Source organism: Aliinostoc sp. HNIBRCY26 (assembly GCF_050235535.1).
GTDB lineage: Bacteria > Cyanobacteriota > Cyanobacteriia > Cyanobacteriales > Nostocaceae > Trichormus.
Genome location: NZ_CP189852.1, coordinates 5,588,089 through 5,607,925 on the forward strand (window position 1 = coordinate 5,588,089; position 19,837 = coordinate 5,607,925).

Here is a 19,837-nt window from a genome sequence, read left to right on the forward strand (position 1 = left end):
AAACTGAGTGATATTTGACTGGGAATAAAGAATTTAAGTTTTATCGAACAGTTTATTTTTAAATAAAAGAGAGACTAGATTTGATAATCCATTAAGAGAAACTAGCTATCTATGGCAAGCGGTGAAGTATTTAAGGATGAAAAAAAATCCCTAGCTACGCCAAAGGTCAATCTGTTGACCATGTTTCGGCTTGGCTTGTTTCAAATGGGATTGAGCATGATGTCTATTTTGACTCTGGGGGTACTCAACAGAGTCATGATTCAAGAAATAGCAATTCCCGCAACATTGGTAGCGTTGTTACTAGCACTACCCGCATTTGTATCGCCTTCGCGGATTTGGTTTGGTCAGATTTCCGATGCCAAACCCTTGTGGGGTTATCATCGTACAGCTTACGTGTGGATTGGTGCAGCGATATTTGCGATCGCTGCTTTTTTAGCTGTACAAGTAATGTGGCAATTAAATAGTGTCGCTAATGATCCAAGTGGCTGGGTTTGGAATACAGCAACTATTGGCTGGACAGCAGTTTTAGGTTTAGTTTTTGCCATCTACGGTCTAGCGATTTGTGCTAGTGGTACGGCTTTCGCGGCTTTATTAGTGGATATCTCCGAGGAAGATAACCGTTCTAAAGTCGTTGGTGTGGTCTGGTCAATGCTCATGCTAGGGATTATTGTCGGTGCAATTATTAGTTCCGGCTTACTCAGACAAATTACCCCAGAAGCCAACATCATCAATTTACAAGGAGCAATTAACAGGCTATTTATCATTGTCCCCGCCATTGTCTTTGGGTTTTCGATTGTGGCTACCTTGGGTGTAGAGAAAAAGTATTCCTTGTATAGTAGCCGTTCCACATTAACCAACCGTGAAGACAGCATTACCTTGGGTGCAGCGTGGAAAATTCTCACCGCCAGTCCTCAAACAGCTTTGTTCTTCACCTTTTTATTGGTGATGACATTCTGCTTGTTTATGCAAGACCCAGTTGTTGAACCTTTTGCGGGTCAAGTGTTTAAAATGCCCTTAGCGGAAAGTACCAGACTGAATGTTTTTTATGGTACAGGTCTGTTGATTGCATACGCAGTTACAGGGTTTTTGATTGTACCACGTCTAGGTAAACGTAGAACTATACGAATTGGCTGTGTTTTGGTAGCATTTGCAGCCTTATTGTTGGGTGCGTCGGGATTTTCAGCTAATCCTAGCTTTTTGAAATTGGGTTTGGTGTTATTTGGATTGGCGACTGGCTTCTTAACGACAGGTGCAGTTAGCTTGATGTTGGATCTGACAGTGGCGGAAACAGCCGGGACATTTATTGGTGCTTGGGGCTTGGCGCAGTCTGTCTCTAGGGGATTAGCAGTAGTAGCAGGTGGTGCAGTTTTAGATTTAGGCCGGAGAGTGCTACCAACATTAGAATTAGCCTATGGGTTGGTATTTGCTTTGGAAGCCGTGGGCATGGTGTTGTCGATTTCGTTGCTTAATCGGGTAAACGTGACAGAATTCCAAACTAATACTAAGCAAGCGATCGCTTCTATCTTAGAAAGCGATTTAGACTAAAACGGCTTTGTGAGAATTTATAAATGAACGATTTTTGGATAACAGTTGTTGATTTTGCCCAAACCATTACTACCAGAGTGGGAAGGCAATTAATGCAAGATTTTGGTCAGGTGCAAGCTGCACAAAAAGCTGATGGTAGCCTAGTAACACAGGCTGATAAATGGGCAGATCAAGAGATTCGGGATGCGATCGCCTCTACTTTTTCTGGTTACGGTATTCTCAGTGAGGAAGGTGAACAGGTTTTTCCTGGTACAGATTGGTGCTGGGTAATTGATCCTTTAGACGGTACAACCAACTTTACACGGGGGATTCCCATCTGGTCGATTTCCTTGGCTTTATTGTACAAAGGGACACCCATTTTCGGTTATGTGTACGTTCCACCCCTCAATCAAGCTTTTCACGGATTTTGGCCTGGTAACTCTGGCTTGACTACACCATCGGGAGCGTATCTCAATCATCATCCCATTCATACCAGTAATGACGCTCCTTCCGGCAATCATTTTTTCAATCTTTGTTCCCGTAGCTTGGCTGTGGTGCAGCAAGGCTTCCCTTGCAAAATTCGGATGTTGGGCGTAGCTAGCTATAACTTTTTGACTGTCGCCACTGGTGCAACACTAGGAGGTGTGGAAGCCACGCCCAAAGTTTGGGACATTGCAGGCGTTTGGGTGATTTTGCAAGCGGCTGGTGGTAGCTGGGTATCACTCAACTCACAACCCTTTCCCTTGGAAGCGGGAGAGGATTATAGCGATCGCTCTTTCCCTACCCTCACCGCTAGTCGTCCAGAATTAGTGTCTTTCTTTACACCCTTCACTCAAGCCTTGAAAATCTAGAATTGCCCAAAGATTAACCCTTTAATTCTCTCATTAGCCCAGGCTGCCTGTCGCCAAAATTTTTACAGGTAGTCTGGGTATTTTTTCATGATTTGGCAAATATTCCACGTATATGTAATTTGAGGGTGTCATTAACTCATAACAGAACTGGTTATTGACTGTGTATTTGCAACTGTCAATCAGAAATTGATGAAGACTGACACACTTTATTTACTTTCTTGAAAACTCAGTTTAGTAATTGATTGTTAAAGTCTATGTTGTCCGATTTAGAGTTAATGCGAGAATTTATTGCTCAATCTATTGCTAAGAAAGAGGTTTTGTTAGCAAACCACTATTTAAAAGCCCAAATGATTTACAAAAGCAATCAATTAATCTCTAAAAAAGAGGGTGTGATTGCTACTGCTAAATTAGACCATACACCATCTGATTTCTTAATTGATGCCAATTCATCTTATTGGGAAATTATCAATAATACCTTAGCCGACTACAGTTATATTTTTACGTTTGAATTAGATAGTAGTGGACTCTATCGATATCAACGGTGTGCTGTTCCACAAGGTTATACACTGCGATGCACTAAGTCCCTGGGTCTGTGGCAAGCTTGGTGGAAGTATAATAAATATGCTGCATCTTTCAAAGTTCCCTTAGACATTTTAGTCAGGACTAAAAACTCATGGTATGGTATTAAAAATTTAACTATTAGTGATGGTTTGATTTATATCAAAACTTTAGTTAGCGAACTGCAATTATCTCCTGAAGATTTAGTAATTTGGTTAAGCAAAGTAGAATCTCCTTCACAAAAGCAATATTTGTATGAAATTTGAGGGTAATAAGATAATATAGGAATCCACTTTGATTCCTGCAATCATTTGCGTAGGAAGGGAACAGGGAACAGGGAACAGGTAAGAAGGAACAAAAGTGTACGGAGTTTTTTTCAGAAATCAAATATGAGTCCTATAGATTTACCAGATGGTTCGGCTTGGCTATTGCAGTAAAAATTTGCCAATCGAACTGTCCAAACAAATATTGCTAATACTATATAGAAGCATCTTAAAAAGAGTAGATCATGATGAATCAGTGCCGTTAAGTTGTCAAAATCATTGCTCCAGGCAAGACTTAACTTACCAACTCATAATCTACTTACTTTATGTAATTATTATTTTTCAGTATTTTTACTATTTTTATATAAAGACTTTATTTTTAATGTGGTAAATGCTTCAGCGCACTTCATAATCAATATTTACTACATGATTAAGACAAGATTATTTCATGAAAACTTTATGGTTTTTATTCAGCAATTTTGAAGAATTCAATACTTCACCGTATATTTACAACAGCGAAAAAATGTTTGGGTACAATTAGTTTGTAGGCGATGATAGATTATCAATAATAATACGGTAATTACTCAGTCACAGTGTGCCGTGTCTTAAGTAAAAATATTGCGTTGCATATAGAAAAAAACCATGTTATCCAATTTGGAATTATTCAAAGAGTTTGTGAGTCAATCGATTCAAAAACAAGAAGTTTTATTAGCAAACGGGACATTACAAGCACAAACAGTCTATAAAACCAATCAAATCACAGCAAAAGCAGAAGGTATCATTGCTACTGCCCAAATCACTCAGAAAAATCTAGAATTTTCTATCAAATCAACTTCATCCTATTGGGAATTAATTAACGAAGTCTTGGCGGAGTACAGCTATATTCTCACAGGGGAAATAGACGAACGCTATTGCTATAGATATCAATACTGCCAATTACCACCAGGTTATCGGATGCACTGTACAAAATCAGTTCATTTATGGCGGGCTTGGTGGCGATATCGCAAAAATAAGTCCCAATTGGGTATTCCCTTAGATTTGCTAATTCGGACGCGTAATTCTTGGTATCCTATTAGAGACTTAATTATTAGTGATGGACTGTTATATATCAAAACCTTGGGTAGTGAAATTGCTGTTCACTCCGATGACTTGATCATCTGGTTAAGCAAAGCTGATGTGAAATTTCCCAGTCCATCTGAGCAACAGGAAGTAGGGAGTAGAGAGTAGGGAACGAGTTGTGAAATTCAACGCCAATAGAGCTTTCAATGTAGTTAAAATGCCTTTGAGTATTTAACTGGAAAACAATTATGAAAGGACTATGGCTAGAAAATAACCAATTGCAACTGCGTTCAGATATTCCTATTCCTGAACCCCCTGCTGGCGAAGCACTAGTGCGAGTTTTACGTGCAGGAATTTGTAATACCGACTTAGAACTACTCAGAGGCTACTATCCCTACACTGGCGTTATCGGACATGAATTTGTCGGTTTGGTTGAACAAGGGCCAGCACACCTTGTCAATCAACGAGTTGTAGGTGAAATTAATGCTGTTTGTGGTCATTGTCGCTATTGTCGTCGGGGACAACCCACCCATTGCGAGAATCGTACAGTGTTGGGAATTGTCAACCGTCATGGCGCGTTTGCTGACTATCTTTGTTTGCCGATAGAAAACTTACATCCTGTACCCGAAAACGTACCCACAGAAATTGCGACATTTACCGAACCATTAGCAGCAGCGTTAGAAATTCAGCAACAGATTGCCATATGTGCAGACGATCGCGTGCTAGTAGTAGGAGATGGTAAATTAGGGCAATTAGTAGCGCAAACCTTAGCTTTGACTGGTTGTGAACTATTAGTGATCGGTCGCCACCCAGAAAAACTGGCAAATTTAGCAGCTAGAGGCATAAAAACGGGTTTAGTTGACGCTGTTCCCCAGAGAAGTTTTGATATTTCCGTAGAATGTACAGGAAACCCCGAAGGATTTGCGATCGCTCGTCAGGCGTTACGTCCTCGTGGTACCCTTGTCCTCAAAAGTACCTATGCAGGCAACCTCAGCTTAGATGCTTCCGCCTTAGTAGTTGATGAGATTACCTTAATTGGTTCTCGTTGCGGCCCATTTCCCGCCGCACTGGAATTATTAGCAGCCGAGAAAGTAGACGTAAAACCCCTAATTCATGCAACCTACCCCCTAAATGAAGGACTAGAAGCCTTTACCCAAGCCCAACGCAGAGGGGTATTAAAGGTGTTGTTGGAGATTGGTCAATAGTCAATAGTCAATAGTCAATAGTCATTAGTCATTAGTCATTAGTCATTGGGGAACAGCTTTCCTCATTTCTTACCTTGTCTCCCTTGTCTCCCTTGTCTCCCTTGTCCCCCCAATCCCCAGTCCCCAATCCCCAATCCCCAATCCCTAATACAAATAAGGATTCGTCTTGGGCTGAAAATCAGTACATTCAATAGCTTCTTCTGTGTTGGCTATGGATGGGTGGACGGTGCATTTGAGGCGGTAGTTATCGGTGAAAAATTGGCACCCAGGACAGGGTATTTGGTGCATCCTTTGCGCTGTTTTGAGACTATCTCGTGTGGCTGTCCACAGACTCCACAGGACGAGAGAGATGATTAACCACGCCCCAAAAAAGCAAATGGGGACTAAAAAGGGTTGAATGCTTTTGATTAGTAAAGATATTAATTCCTGCACGGCGATTGCTAAAAAAATGAAGAGCTAGAAGTATATTAGCTCCTAACTCTTTCTTGCTAACGTCTGACTGTAGATGTAGAAATTTGGGCATTGGGAATGGGGCATTGGGCATTGGGCATTGGGAATGGGGGAGAAAAATTTCCTCGCGTCTCCCTTGTCTCCCTTGTCTTCCCCTACACCTCCACACCCTTACACCCTTACACCCCTAAATTCTTAAATTCCCGCATGACCCAAGGCTAAACCAGCCACCAGCATTCCCAGAACTAAAAAGGGTTGTGCGCTGGCTTGGTATTTGACATCATTTTGTAAGGGGTCACGGAGGAAGTACATATCTTGAAAGGTGATTTGGGGAATGATTAACAGTACCAAAATCCCGGCGTACAAATTTTCGTGGATACTCACCAGATAAGCTGCAATCAAGCCTTGAAAGACATCAATCATAATGACGCAAATCCAGGCGGCGGTGTTGATACCGAACATTACAGGTAATGATTTTAGACCAAGTTGGCGATCGCCTTCTACACTCTTAAAATCATTAACAATGGCGATTCCCAATCCTGCCAAGCTGTAAATTAGGGTAAGAACGACAATTTTCCAATTGAGTTCACCAAACAAAGCATGACCAGCCCACCAAGGTAAGGCGATGTAACTAGCACCTAAAGCGTAGTTACCCAACCAACCATTTTGTTTGAGTTTTAAAGGTGGGGCAGAGTAGATAAAGGCAATAAAAGAACCAAATATTGCCAAAACTGTGACATTAGGGAATTCATGACCAGCCCATACATCCAGCACAAAAGCTAGGGCGATACCAGCGAGAAATAAAAAGATAATCTGGCTGACTACTTGTGGTACGGAAATTGCACCGGAAGGGATGGGGCGATAAGGTTCATTGATGGCATCAATTTCACGGTCATAAAAATCATTTAGGGTTTGGGTATAACCGGTGAGTAATGGCCCCGACAGCAACATACAAGCAGCAGCCTTCAGGACATTTTCCAAAGACCAAGTGTAGTTACCAGAAGAAGCCGCACCACAGACCACACCCCAAATTAAGGGAATCCAGGTAATTGGCTTCATTAATTGCAAGCGAATCTTCCAAATGGAAGTTTCCCCTGGTGCTGCACCTTTCATCCCCAACAACTGGCGAGTTTTGGCAGTGCGATCGCTGCTTTCAGAATTAGAATCAGGAGTAATGGGAGTTAGTTCTGACATAGGAATTCATTATTAATTGGGCATTGGGAATTGGGCATGGGGAATCGGGCATTAATATATATGCCCCATGCCCCATGCCCCATGCCCTAAAAAGAAATGATCAAATAATTATTTTGAAACTTAGCCCCAGTAATGGGTTTACCACTGAGTGCTGGAGGTAAAAACACGTTGCGCCGTTGGTCGCCTGCTTCCACAGTGACTTCTGGCCCGTACTGGGTGAGTTTGACCTGTTTTTTATCAAAGCCAGGTAAAAACAAGCGTACCTGGAGGTTATGAACATCAATAGTGATGGGAGTGGGGGCTTGTAGGGCTTGTTCTACAAAATTGGGCATCGCATCTATTAATGGTTGCCAATTACCACTCTCTAAATCAGGCACAACATTCACACTTAAGGGTGTAAATTCTGCTGATAAGTTGGTGTTAGGTTGGGAGGAGATTTGGATGACACCGCCGACTGTTAAACCAACTTGTTGTGCGCCACCCCAGAGATAGCGAATGCTGGCTACTTCCAAGGGGTCTCCGGTAGTCACCAAAAAGGCGGCTACGCGCTGGGGGTCAGCTAAAGCCGCTTTACCTTTATCTAGGAAATTATTGATTTGATTCGTTGGTTGAGCAAAATTATCTGCTGTCCAGTTGAAATTGAAAAAACTGCTAATTAGCGGTTGAATCAAGGGTGATTCGGCAATACTTCTGCCTAAATCCGAGTTGACTATTAATTGTCGGAATCGTCGGACATACCAGCTTAAAGATTCTGGCATCCCCAGCATTCGCAGGGTGAAAGAATCACCTGTGCCGTTGTAAACGATCGCATCATACTTGCCACTGGCATCATATTCACGGATGGCATTAAGGGCAAGGGCATGATCCATTCCTGGTAACACTACCAGTTCTTGACCGTAGACATCTTTAATGATGGGCGTTTTGAGGTATTGTGCCTCCAGTTTTTTCACTTCATCCCAATTCCGTTCTAGTAGTACAGAGGTTTGAAATTGTACTACTGCCAAATTAGGAGCAATTTCCTGGGGGTCTGGTGCAAGGGGTTGATCTAAGAGAATCGGTAATATTGGTTCTGCCAATCCTGCTAGTAGTACCCGCTTGCCTTGACTTGCCAATGATTTAGCAGCCGCGATCGCTATTTTGGTACGAGCAACGCTGTTTTCGCCCAAAAATGTCAGTATCAGGGACATTATCTTGATTTCCAATTACCGCCGGTCTTTTCAATTCCAACTTAGCACTAGGCAAATACTATAAGCTTCTACCTGGGGTTTTTAATGTTAAACGGCCTTTATTTCGTCCTCAAAAAACCAAGTCGAAGTATTATCGTCAAACTGTACCACTACGCCTACACCGCTACCATCGGTTACTTTATAACCTGCAATGATGCCAACTTTACCTAGTTTTTGAGCGACAACAGCAGAAACGCGATCGCGCAAACGAAACACCTGAACCTTTTGTCCGATTTCCATGCCTACATAAAACGCAATAAACCAAGAATCAGTTTAGCTGAATCTGGTACTGATCTCACAGTGATTTACCTCGATGTTAAAACTATATCAACTGCTTCGTCAGATCATTTATGGAGTCAGCAATCATGTCAACTAGCTGATAGACTGTCATAATATTTTCGACACTCAATTAAGCTTGCTCCAGAAAACATCCCAATTGATGAATTGCTGACTCAGCACTTTCAACTCAGCACTCAACACTTGTTTTAGTATATGAAGAAAATATGACAACAAAAAAAGCTCTCATTACAGGAGTCACAGGACAAGACGGTTCGTATTTGGCAGAACTGCTTCTGAGTAAAGGCTATCAAGTTTTTGGACTAGTGCGTCGCTCTAGTTCCAGTAATCTTGAGCGCATTAGCCATCTGAGTGGTGAGGTGATCATTCTTTCTGGCGATCTTCTCGACCAATCCTCACTGATGGATGTGATTGCAGAATCACAACCTGACGAAATTTATAATTTGGCTTCTCAAAGTTATGTTCCTTTATCTTGGACACAACCAGCACTCACAGCTGAATATACAGCCCTTGGTGTCTCCCGCCTTTTAGAATCTATCCGTCGTTGTAAACCAGACGCTAAATTTTATCAGGCTTCTAGTAGTGAGGTTTTTGGTGAACCAGATGAATCACCCCAAACGGAACGGACAGCTTTTCGACCCCGCAACCCTTACGGTGTTGCTAAAGCTTACGCCCACTGGATGACGGTGAATTATCGCCAAAAATATAATCTCTATACTTGCTGCGGAATTACCTACACCCATGAATCACCGCGACGGGGTACAGAGTTTGTCTTTCGCAAAATCACCCATGCAGCCGCCCAAATTAAACTCGGTCTAGCCAATGAACTAAAATTAGGCAATCTAGATGCGCGTCGTGACTGGTGTTACGCTCAAGATGCTGTGTCTGCTATGTGGTTGATGTTACAGCAAGAACAACCAGATGATTACATTATTGCCAGTGGTGAGACTCATTCAGTCAAAGAATTGGTAGAGTGTGCTTTTAGCTGTGTTGGTCTCAATTGGCAGGATTATGTCTCTGTTGACCCGACGTTTTACCGTCCTGACGAAACAGTACAGTTAGTTGGTTCGATTGATAAGATTAAGAAACAAATTAACTGGCAACCTCAATACTCATTTGAGCAATTAGTAGAGTTAATGGTGGAAAATGACCTGAAGAAATTGAGCAACGATAAGTTCTAATGTGCAGCCCCAAAATTACTAAGTAGGTCGGTGTAAATAGGGCTTGCTGAAATAAGGCAGGGGGCAGGGGGCAAGGGGGCAGGGGGAGGAACATCCAAACCGTTTTTCGCCTCACCTACTTAATATTTACTTTATAAATAGCCACTAAATAATTTTTCCTAATTAACTTTACTCTTTATGTATAGTTCTAAGTCTATTAATCGGCGGTCTTTTTTAATTAGCATGGGTGGATTAACAGTTTCACAACTGCTAATTGGCTGTGCTAACAATCAACAAGCACAAATCAACATCCAATTACTAAAAGGTTCTATCCCGGCTCAAGTTGCTGATCAATTTCGCAAAAATTTGGAAAAACAGGTGCCAGTTAAGTTTGCACCAATAGCACAGATTCAAGAAAGTTTTAAGCAGTTGCAAACTTGGCAGCAACCACCAGATAAACAAGATACAGGATGGGGTCGGTTTATTCCATTTAGACAATCCCAAGCACCACAGTTAGCAAATTTCATGACCTTGGGTGATTATTGGCTAAAAACAGCAATTGAGCAGCAATTAATTCAACCACTAGAACCCACAAAATTCAAACACTGGTCTAACTTAGATGCTCGATGGCAACAGTTAGTAACCCGCAATGACCAAGGTTTTCCTGATCCGCAAGGCAAGGTTTGGGCTGCGCCTTACCGTTGGGGCGGTACAGTGATTGTCTATAACCAAGAGAAGTTTCGAGAATTAGGATGGACACCACAGGATTGGAGTGATTTGTGGCGCAAAGAATTGCGATCGCAGTTTTCTTTACTCAACGAACCGAGGGAAGTAATTGGTTTAGTTCTCAAGAAATTAGGACTATCTTACAATACTGCTGACCTCAAAACAGTTCCTCAATTAGAATCAGAACTCAAAACCTTAAACCAGCAAGTAAAATTCTACGGTTCTACTACTTACCTAGAGCCGCTAATTATTGGTGATACTTGGTTAGCGGTGGGTTGGTCAAGCGATATAGTACCAATTCTCAACCGTTATCCTCAACTGCGGATGGTAGTTCCCCGTTCTGGAACAGCAATTTGGTCTGATTTGTGGGTAAGTCCCAAGGGTGCAACTCAGAATGATTTCTCTGCAAAATGGATTGATTTTTGTTGGGATTCTAAGATTGTTGAACAAATTTCATTACAAACTAAGAGTAATTCCCCTATAGTCAGTAATCTGAAATCTGATAATGTCCAAGCTGCATTCGCTAGTTTGTTACTGAATAGTCAAGAGGTGTTTGCTAAGAGTGAATTTTTACTACCTCTATCAGCAGAAACCAATCAGCAGTATGAACAGTTATTTACGCAAATGAAGGCTTAGATTTCTTTCTTAACTAGTAGAACCCAACTTATACTGAATATTCATCTGGATATTACAGGTAGGTGGACTATTTTGAAAGTTACAGGTATAGGTAGCTAATAAATCCCCTTGATAATTAAAAACCCTCATGTTGTAGTTATCTTTTCTGGCTGCACTACCTAAGCGGTTAACAAATTCATAACGTTCTACATAATCCAACAAACTCCAAATTTGCTGATTGACTACAAGATCAACTCGATTCGATTCAGTTTGATTGCCTGGATATGCAATCCAATTGTCTAACAGTTTGTTTTGGGAAATTTCCTGTGCTAACCATAAACTAGGGGTAGTCAATTCTGTGAGTTTAATAGTGTTAGCTGTAATGACGTTACCTTGAGGATTATTGAGTAACTGTAAATTGAGGGGTACTTGTGAAGGTTGGGGAATTCCTGTTTGGGCGATCGCAGATGGATTAAATAACAGGAATATACTGTTACAAGTTATAGTTAATAATGATGGTAATTTGTAGTTAAGCATAACTAAATGTTCTACGTCTTAATAGCAACAATACGAATTCTGCGATAATCTACAATCCAAGTTCCTTGATGATAAATTTGTGTGGATAAGCATTTTTCTACTTCACTAATAACTTGGTTTTTCTGTTGGGAAGATAACCCCAGTAAAAAATCATTAGCAAACATCTGTATCCAGTTTGCTAAACTTTTTTCTGTTGTTGATAAGGGAGTAGGACGGTTAAACAAAGTGGCATAGACGACATCAAAACCCTGTGCTTCTAATATGGTAGCGTATTCACTAATACTGGGAAAATACCAAGGATTTAAGGTTTCGGGATGGGGAACGCCATTGGCAATTAAAGCCTTGTATAAAGCTGTGGTAATTGCTTGCACATTGCCTTTACCGCCAAATTCAGCGACAAATCTACCTCCTGGTTTGAGTGCTTGATATATGCAGTGTGTTACAGAGGTTGGGGGTTGAATCCAATGCAGTGCGGCATTAGAAAATACTGCATCTAACGGTTGTTCGACAATAAAGTTACGGGCATCAGCCACATCAAAACGTAAATGGGGATAATTTTGTCTTGCTTTTGCAATCATGGTGACGGCACTATCAATTCCCCTAACTTCAGCCCCCGACTCGGCAATTTTTGCTGTTAACTGTCCCGTTCCACAGCCTAAATCTAAAATCAATTCTTCTGGTTGGGGAGCGAGTAAGTTTAACAATTCTTCGCCATATTGCCAAACGAAGTGATGTTGATTCTCATATAAATCTGCATTCCAAATATTTTGGGATGTCACAAAGTTATTCATATCTGTTGTTAATTTTTTGGTGACTGTTTAATCATTAGGTTAAAAAAGATTTTTAATAATGTCCAATATATTTTTGTGCTATTACTAATACTTAAAATATATGATTCACTGTCAAAGATGGAATTACGACACCTGCGGTATTTTGTCACCGTGGCGGAAGAACTGCACTTTGGCAGGGCAGCAGAAAAATTGCATATTGCCCAACCTCCCCTAAGTCAACAAATTCGCCAACTAGAAGCAGAATTAGGCTTTGAACTGTTTCATCGCACAAAACGTAATGTGCAGTTAACAGATGCTGGACAAATTTTCTTGGGGGAAGTGCAGCAAATTATGAAACAGTTGCAACAGGCGATTCATTTAGGACGACAAACTAGTCGGGGTGAACTGGGAAAACTGGTTGTAGGTTTTGTCAGTTCGGCTGCGTATAGTATTTTGCCAGAAATTTTGCGCTGTTTTCGAGAACAAGTCCCTAGTGTGAGTTTAGAATTGCATGAACTGACTACAGACCAGCAATTAGAATGGTTGCAGTCAGGTCGTATGGATGTGGGATTTATCCGTCCACCAGTAGAAGATGATACCTTGATCTGGGAGACGGTGTTTCAAGAATCTTTGATAGTGGCTTTGCCTGAAAGTCATCGGTTAGCGAATCAGGGGGATGTTGATTTAAGTTTGCTCACCCATGAACCGTTTATTTTATTCCCTAGAGTTTTAGCACCTGGACTGTATGACTTAATTATTAGTCTGTGTCAGCAAGCGGGGTTTAGTCCTGATGTTGCTCAAGAAGCGATACAAATGCAGACAATTATTAGTTTAGTCGCAGCAGACATGGGAGTAGCGATCGCACCAGCTTCTTTACAAAATCTCCAACGCACCGGAGTAGTGTATCGACAAATTCATCCCCCTACCCCAAAAGTTGCTATTGCAATGATTTGGCGCAAAACTGAAATATCTCCTACCATACAGAAATTTTTGCAGATAGTCAGAGAATTGACATTTTCCCCATCCTAAAATGAGACGCGACTTCACAACCCACAGCAGAAGTTGATGGCGTTACCTCTCACAGATGCTAGAACCCTTGATTTGCAAGGCAAATCTCTAATTTAAGTTGCAAATTTAGCATCACAACTACGGAAGACCAAAAAAATATCAATTCTGCATAAAAGATATTCCCAGCGATGAAAATAATAACAGAAACAAATCTGTAACTTACTACACATACCAAGTATATAAACTCAAGGTAAATCGAGGTTAATTATGAGTGTTCAATCCTTAGCTTATCAACCCACAAAAAATATTAAAAATACCAGAAAATCTCATCATCAAGAGATATCTTATTCTCGTAATCTGCTCCAAAAAATGGGAGGTAATTGGCATCAACGGGCGCAAGTGAAAACCAAAATAGATCAGCAATCTCATCCAGAACTAATATTTGATGCCACAAAAGATGACTTTCGTATTGATTTACTACCTTTTAAATCCCATCCTGATTTTTTAGCAGCACCTTTAGAAATTCAAAAGAAAATTCTCTCGGCTGGATGGATAGCATATAACGAAAAAACCATCGATATTGAGTCAAAAGTAATTACCCCTGCTTGTAACCATATCATTTATAGAAATATACCAGGTGTAGATGATGGAATTAGCCAAGAAATTGCTAGTGAAACATTAGTAGACGAAGCTTATCATGTACTATTGGTCATTAACGCTTGTCGTATGACTAGAGAAAACCGAGGGTTACAGTCATTACGGTTGCCAGAGTTTAACCTTGTGAGAAATATGCAAATTGAACAAGATTGCTATGCTGAAACTTGGCAAAAAACACTTGTTCAAGTAGCAACAGCAATTGTTTCCGAAGTTTTTATCAGCGATTATTTAGATTTACTGGCTAATGATACGACTATCCAGCCATTTAACCGAGTTACTGTGGCTACACATAAACGTGATGAACTAGCTCATGCTGGGATATTTAAGCATTTAGCAAAATGTATTTATAGTGAGCTAAATCAACAACAGAAAGAATTTTTTATAGAAGTTCTACCTAAACCTGTTTTATGGTTTGCCAATGTAGAATTGAGGGTATGGCAAGCGATTCTTGAACAAATTGGTTTTGCTAAGACTGAATCAGTGATTGCTGACTGTGCTGCAACTAATGAAGTTAACTTGTTGCGAATTGACTATACAGAGTTAATCGATCTGGCTCAAGAGATGGGTATTTTAGAATCGCAACGGGGTATTGATAGCTTCAGCAAAGCAGGATTATTTAATTAAATTACGCAATTGCAACTTCAGCCGGAAATTATTAGTTTACTTGGGCTTTCACCTGATATTTCTAGCAATTGTGTGTATAGTTTCTCTTAGTCAAATTCTATTACGCGAACAGTAAGTAATACCAATTTTAGATTTTGAATTAAAAGCCTATATTCCAATACGGTTCAGATAAGAAAAATAAATTTCAACCAAGCCAGCAAATGTTCACTCAACAAAAAACGAAAAAATGATTTTGGAGGGGGTTTGGGGGACGCAACCGTCCCCCAATCGGGGGCTTGGGGGAGAATCCCCCAAATCTTGCTCATTGTCTAATAGGCAGAGCAAAAATTGAGAAATTAACTCTCACCACCTTAACTGAACCGTATTGGCCTATATTCTTAGAGTGTTCCAAGTCCCCAAGCACACTGGCGTGTGTAGGGGAAAGATATCTTTCCTCTTTGAGTGTGAAATTTTTTTAGTAGGACTGTCTTTCTGCGGTCAATTGTTGGTTCTTCTCACCAAGCTGGCGACGACTGTGGCTAGTTCTACTGGCTCAATGGGTTTGGGTAAATGTAGCTGATACCCTTCTTGAATGGCGCGGGTGCGGTCGTCGGCTCTGGCGTAGGCTGTGAGGGCGGCGGCGGGGATTGTACCACCTTTTTCTGGTGGAAGCGATCGCAGTTTGCGAATTAAGGCGTAGCCGTCTTCATAGGGCATCCCGATGTCACTCACTAAGACATCTGGTTGCCATTGACGAATGATTTCTAAGGCGGCTGGTACGGAATCAGCTGCTTGTACTTGGGCTTGACATTGTTCTAAAACTGTGGTCACAAAATCACGGGAATCAGCTTCATCGTCTACTACTAGCACTTTTACCCCTGACAATGAGGGACACATGGGTAGTGGTGTGGCATTGGGTGTGATTTGGTTGACGACTTCGTTACTAGTGACTTTATTTACTGTTAGGAGTGGTAACTTCACTGTAAAGGTTGCACCTTGGTTCTCTCCAGCACTGTCTACCTGAACTGTACCACCATGCAATTCTACTAAATGCCTGACAATGGCTAAACCTAGTCCTAAACCCCCGTGGGATCTGGTACTGGAACTGTCAGCTTGGCGAAAACGGTCAAATACGTAGGGTAAAAATTGGGGACTAATGCCAATACCTGTATCAATGACTTGCATTTGGGCGTAGGCTGTTTGTGCTGCTTTGTCTGTATCTGCAATCTTTGTCAGGTTCACTACGACTTTGCCGCCTGGTGGGGTGAATTTGATGGCGTTGGAAAGTAAATTCCAAATGATTTGTTGTAATCTTTCAGGATCACCGGAAATGAGAAATTGGCCGTTTTCTGAAGATAGGCAATATTGCAGGTCAATTTCTTTGGCTTGGGCGGCTAGTTGGATGTTTTCAATGGCTGATTCAATGATGGGAACGAGATGACAATGGCAAACATTGAGGCGCAGTTTACCGCGAATCATCCGTGAGATATCTAGTAAGTCTTCAATTAATTGGGTTTGCGCCCTGGCGTTGCGTTCAATGGTTTCTAAGCCTTTGGCTGTTTGAGTTTCATTGAGTTGACGAGTACGTAATAATTGCGACCAACCGAGAATGGCGTTGAGGGGCGATCGCAATTCATGGGAGAGTATTGCTAAAAACTCGTCTTTCATACGATTGGCGGCGGTGAGTTGTTCTGTTTGCTGCTGTAGAGAGGTGATTAATTGACTACGTTCCATTGCGATCGCAATTTGATCACAAACCGCCTGCATCATGGCTTTTTGATTTTCGGTAAAACTAGTACGAGTGCGACTACCAAAGCTCAGAGTTCCTAAGATTTTATTTTGTGCAATCAATGGTGAACAATAATAAGCACTAATACCCACAGAACGCAGTAATTCTGTTTTCGGGTCAGTTGATGTTGCCACATTTTCGACATAAATCGATTGCAATTGATCTGCCACAGTTCCACAAACAGCTTGTCCTAAAGATAAACACTCCAGTCCTTTGGCAACTTCCTCTGTAATTCCTTGATAGGAAGCCAAACGCATGGTTTGGGAATTTTCTACAATTAAATAGTTAAAATAAACGTCTAATTCGATTTGTTCTGCTAGTTGATGAAAACAACTATCAATCAGTGCTAATGGTTCTCGACTAGAGAGTAATTCACTGGCAGTATTAAATAGTAATTGCAATCTTTTATAACCCAATGACAGGGCTTTTTCTACTTGCTTGAGATTAGTAATATCTTGAAATACTAAGACACAAGTGGCTGGATAACCGTACATAGCCGGTAATGTATCTGCAAATACTAAAATCGACAAAATCCCGTTGGGTGTATGCCAATCTAATTCATAACTTTCTACACGTTCTCCACGCGCCACCCGCACCCCTGGCATTTGGTCATTGGCAATGGGATTACCTGCGGCATCTGTGTAATGATAAGCGGTGTGATAATCTTCGGCTGGTACACCTTTGGGAAATTCACCTCCGGCTAATTCATCGGCGGCTCGATTGGCAAATGTTACCCTCGCTGTTCCTGGCTCAATCAATAATAGTGGCCTGGGCATAAGGTTTAAAACATATTCCAACCACTGTTGTTGATTTCTCAGTAATACTTCGTTGTTTTTGCGTTCTGTAATATCTAAAAACGCACCGATACACCCTCTGGAGTTACCATCTTCATCAAATAAGGGGACAACATACTCTAAAAGGTTGACAACTTTACCATTGTGGTGAACCACATCTACTTCAAAATCTAAAATTTCTACGCCATGCGCCGCCGCATATTGCATGGGCAGTTCTTCTGGCGAAAGTTGTTTACCGCCACGATAAACTTTAAATTGTATGGGTTTTTCTTCAATGGGAGCTGATAAGGAGGCATTAGCATTTGTCGATATACCAAGATGTTTGGCAAAGGCAGGATTAACTGTAATTTTTTGACATTGGGGATCTTCTGCTATGCCAATTCCTATGGGAATTACATCTAATAATGTTTGTAGTTCAGTAACACGACGCTGTAAATCTTTATTGAGTTGAAGAATTTTCTTTTGTGCTTGTTTGCTTTCCCTTAAATCAAAAATAAAGGCGACTCCCTCTTGTTTATGTTCCCCGATGAGGACATAGCCAACTAATACGGGGATGCGACTACCATCTTGATGAATGTATTCTTTTTCGTAGGGTGTACAAGTGCCTTTAGGATTGTTTTGGGCTTCGGCAATTCCTTGCTGATCTAAGTAAAAATATTCTGGGGGAGTGATGTCTTGCCAATTTAATTTACCTGTGAGTATATCTTGTTGGGAATAACCAAGCATTTCTAAAAAAGCATCGTTTGCTTGTTGAATTCCTCCGTAAATGTCACTCAAGATAATGCCGATGAGGTTAGCATCCACAAAACTTCTCAGCTTTTCTTCATAGATTTTCACTCTTTCTTGGGCGCGATCGCGCTGCTGGCTGAGAAGTTCGATAATCACAGCAGTTTGCCAAATCACAATGGCAAAAATTACGATTAATATGACTACAAATACTGACAAGGCAAAGGCTGGCTCGTATTGACCGGCTCGATGTCCTGCAATGACTAACCAACCGAGAATTACAGGAAATGCGATCGCAGCTAATAATAAACGTCGTGCAATTGAGCCACCATAGCTATTGCTGCTCACTATTTTCATCAATCCCTGTTCGGCTCGTCCCCATAAAATGCCTATGCACAGAACAATAAATAATAATGCTGTGTAAAATCCCATACAGGGAATCACAACGGTAGTATTCTCTAAAAAATTTGCTTTATATATGTGGCCAATGATCACTTGTAACGAAACTACAGATGTGATCAAAGTCAGTATTTGAGCATACCAGTAGTTGCGGCGATTCTGGGTGTAATTTAATAACTGTAGAGCTAAACTCAAAAAAATAAAATTTAAGGCTGTATTCCATCCCATACTCCCTTGATCTGCCAATTGCTGGGGGAAAAACCTGTCTAATCCTAAATTCCAACCCCATAAATATTGACTCTCGGTGAGGATTGCAATCACACCAACCGCTACAGCCAAGATACTAGAAGCTATTTTGCCCTGAGTTGACTTTACACCCACCATCAACCAGAGGGAAATACCTGATAGGAGAAAGCATAAGGCGGTGTCAGCTTGTGTTGTGACTGCAATCCCTAAGAAATTTCCCTCAAAAAGTTGAATATTTAGATACCAGATGACTAACACAACCACGCCCACTATCATAGCGATCGCACTTGCGCCTTTGGCAACTAAGGAATTGTTTGTGTTTTGTCGTCGCAAGCGGTTGACTCCTAACATTGAGATTTATGTAACCGCATCTATCTAATGGTTGGTTATTCTAATTCAGATCAGATTTGAATATCCTTATACATATTACTTTTATATAATCAGTTTACATCTATCTATATGCGTATTTTAAAATTCTCAAACAAGTTTTATGACGCAATGTCAAACTTATTTTTGCTCGTTCTTGGACTCTGGTACTTACTTACAGATTTGCTAGAGGTTTTGTCATCAGTCTTTTTGAGTAAAATCTTAATGCAGATCATCACAAGCCGCCTCAGTTAAAATACTCTTTTTGTATATTTCTAGTAGTCCTATAGGAATCCGAATTGATTATTGAAATGATTTGCGTAGATAGGGAACAGGGAACAGGGAACAGGGAACAGGAAAAGAAGTAACAGAGGTGTACTGATATTTTTCAGAAATTAAATATGATTATTACATCTGATTTGTCAGCATTTGCGGTGCCTAGATCCCGGACTTCTTTGAGAAGTCAAATATATCGTTGCTCACGAATTATTGAAAATTTCACATCTAATCTACCAGTTATTTTTCATTTGCTGATGTTCAATTTTTTAACACGAGAATATATTTATAAATAGTTTAATTCCCCGTTAAATCATTTTTTAATAATCTTAATTATCGCCGCACTGGCGCAGCTTATTGTAGAGAAAAAAGCAATTTATAATTAGATTTTTTCGGCTGTAACAGACATTTTCAAAGAGCAACACAACTTACTCTTTGATAAAAGCTCAGGATTTAAACTCCTAAACTTTGTTTTGTAGGGTTATTGTAAATATTATCAGAAAATTAACCCTAAATTAATCAAATCTTAAAAGATTAG

Annotated in this window: 16 protein-coding genes; 9 read left to right on the forward strand and 7 right to left on the reverse strand. The window is 40.7% G+C overall.

All coding sequences use genetic code 11. The features are described from left to right. The first annotated feature begins 111 nt into the window (after window positions 1-111). The 5 genes from ACQFX9_RS23625 to ACQFX9_RS23645 all read left to right on the forward strand — a co-directional run bounded on the left by ACQFX9_RS23625 (window position 112) and on the right by ACQFX9_RS23645 (window position 5,460). Window positions 112-1,545, forward strand: coding sequence for a BCD family MFS transporter (locus ACQFX9_RS23625; RefSeq protein ID WP_427158946.1), 1,434 nt, complete (start codon window positions 112-114; stop codon window positions 1,543-1,545). A gap of 23 nt (window positions 1,546-1,568) precedes the next feature. Continuing rightward, window positions 1,569-2,375, forward strand: coding sequence for an inositol monophosphatase family protein (locus ACQFX9_RS23630; RefSeq protein ID WP_427158948.1), 807 nt, complete (start codon window positions 1,569-1,571; stop codon window positions 2,373-2,375). A gap of 254 nt (window positions 2,376-2,629) precedes the next feature. After that, on the forward strand, window positions 2,630-3,199 hold the full coding sequence (locus ACQFX9_RS23635; protein ID WP_427158949.1) for a hypothetical protein: 570 nt from the start codon (window positions 2,630-2,632) through the stop codon (window positions 3,197-3,199). 639 nt (window positions 3,200-3,838) lie between these two features. Next, window positions 3,839-4,423: a hypothetical protein gene (locus ACQFX9_RS23640; RefSeq protein ID WP_427158950.1), complete on the forward strand. Its 585-nt coding sequence runs from the start codon at window positions 3,839-3,841 to the stop codon at window positions 4,421-4,423. A gap of 80 nt (window positions 4,424-4,503) precedes the next feature. Then, on the forward strand, window positions 4,504-5,460 hold the full coding sequence (locus ACQFX9_RS23645; RefSeq protein ID WP_427158952.1) for an MDR/zinc-dependent alcohol dehydrogenase-like family protein: 957 nt from the start codon (window positions 4,504-4,506) through the stop codon (window positions 5,458-5,460). A gap of 144 nt (window positions 5,461-5,604) precedes the next feature. Here the strand turns inward: ACQFX9_RS23645 and ACQFX9_RS23650 are convergent, their stop codons facing one another. The 4 genes from ACQFX9_RS23650 to petP form a co-directional block, all read right to left on the reverse strand. Further along, window positions 5,605-5,892, reverse strand: a complete 288-nt coding sequence (locus tag ACQFX9_RS23650) for a hypothetical protein (protein WP_427158954.1) — start codon at window positions 5,890-5,892, stop codon at window positions 5,605-5,607. A 213-nt stretch (window positions 5,893-6,105) separates the two neighbouring features. Further along, window positions 6,106-7,104, reverse strand: a complete 999-nt coding sequence (chlG, locus tag ACQFX9_RS23655; protein WP_427158956.1) for a chlorophyll synthase ChlG — start codon at window positions 7,102-7,104, stop codon at window positions 6,106-6,108. Between the two features lie 86 nt (window positions 7,105-7,190). Further along, the gene (locus ACQFX9_RS23660) at window positions 7,191-8,291 is read right to left on the reverse strand and encodes a Get3/ArsA fold putative tail anchor-mediating ATPase NosAFP (protein WP_427158958.1); all 1,101 of its coding nucleotides are present in this window, start codon (window positions 8,289-8,291) and stop codon (window positions 7,191-7,193) included. Between the two features lie 87 nt (window positions 8,292-8,378). Then, complete coding sequence (gene petP / locus ACQFX9_RS23665) at window positions 8,379-8,570, reverse strand: cytochrome b6f subunit PetP (protein ID WP_103137546.1); 192 nt, start codon at window positions 8,568-8,570, stop codon at window positions 8,379-8,381. 263 nt (window positions 8,571-8,833) lie between these two features. Between petP and ACQFX9_RS23670 the strand changes: the two genes are divergently transcribed. Further along, a complete protein-coding gene (locus ACQFX9_RS23670) occupies window positions 8,834-9,808 on the forward strand; it encodes a GDP-mannose 4,6-dehydratase (protein WP_427158960.1) in 975 nt (324 codons plus the stop codon). 177 nt (window positions 9,809-9,985) lie between these two features. After that, a complete protein-coding gene (locus ACQFX9_RS23675; RefSeq protein WP_427158961.1) occupies window positions 9,986-11,149 on the forward strand; it encodes an extracellular solute-binding protein in 1,164 nt (387 codons plus the stop codon). 9 nt (window positions 11,150-11,158) lie between these two features. On the opposite strand, the gene ACQFX9_RS23680 is transcribed toward ACQFX9_RS23675, so the two are convergent. After that, on the reverse strand, window positions 11,159-11,665 hold the full coding sequence (locus tag ACQFX9_RS23680; RefSeq protein ID WP_427158963.1) for a hypothetical protein: 507 nt from the start codon (window positions 11,663-11,665) through the stop codon (window positions 11,159-11,161). An 11-nt stretch (window positions 11,666-11,676) separates the two neighbouring features. Then, window positions 11,677-12,456, reverse strand: coding sequence for a class I SAM-dependent methyltransferase (locus ACQFX9_RS23685; RefSeq protein ID WP_427158965.1), 780 nt, complete (start codon window positions 12,454-12,456; stop codon window positions 11,677-11,679). 117 nt (window positions 12,457-12,573) lie between these two features. Between ACQFX9_RS23685 and ACQFX9_RS23690 the strand changes: the two genes are divergently transcribed. Together ACQFX9_RS23690 and ACQFX9_RS23695 are read left to right on the forward strand one after the other, a co-directional pair. Next, a complete protein-coding gene (locus tag ACQFX9_RS23690; protein WP_427158968.1) occupies window positions 12,574-13,464 on the forward strand; it encodes a LysR family transcriptional regulator in 891 nt (296 codons plus the stop codon). Between the two features lie 246 nt (window positions 13,465-13,710). Next, window positions 13,711-14,724, forward strand: coding sequence for a diiron oxygenase (locus ACQFX9_RS23695; RefSeq protein WP_427158970.1), 1,014 nt, complete (start codon window positions 13,711-13,713; stop codon window positions 14,722-14,724). 477 nt (window positions 14,725-15,201) lie between these two features. Here the strand turns inward: ACQFX9_RS23695 and ACQFX9_RS23700 are convergent, their stop codons facing one another. Next, on the reverse strand, window positions 15,202-19,008 hold the full coding sequence (locus ACQFX9_RS23700) for an ATP-binding protein (protein WP_427158972.1): 3,807 nt from the start codon (window positions 19,006-19,008) through the stop codon (window positions 15,202-15,204). Window positions 19,009-19,837 lie beyond the last annotated feature (829 nt).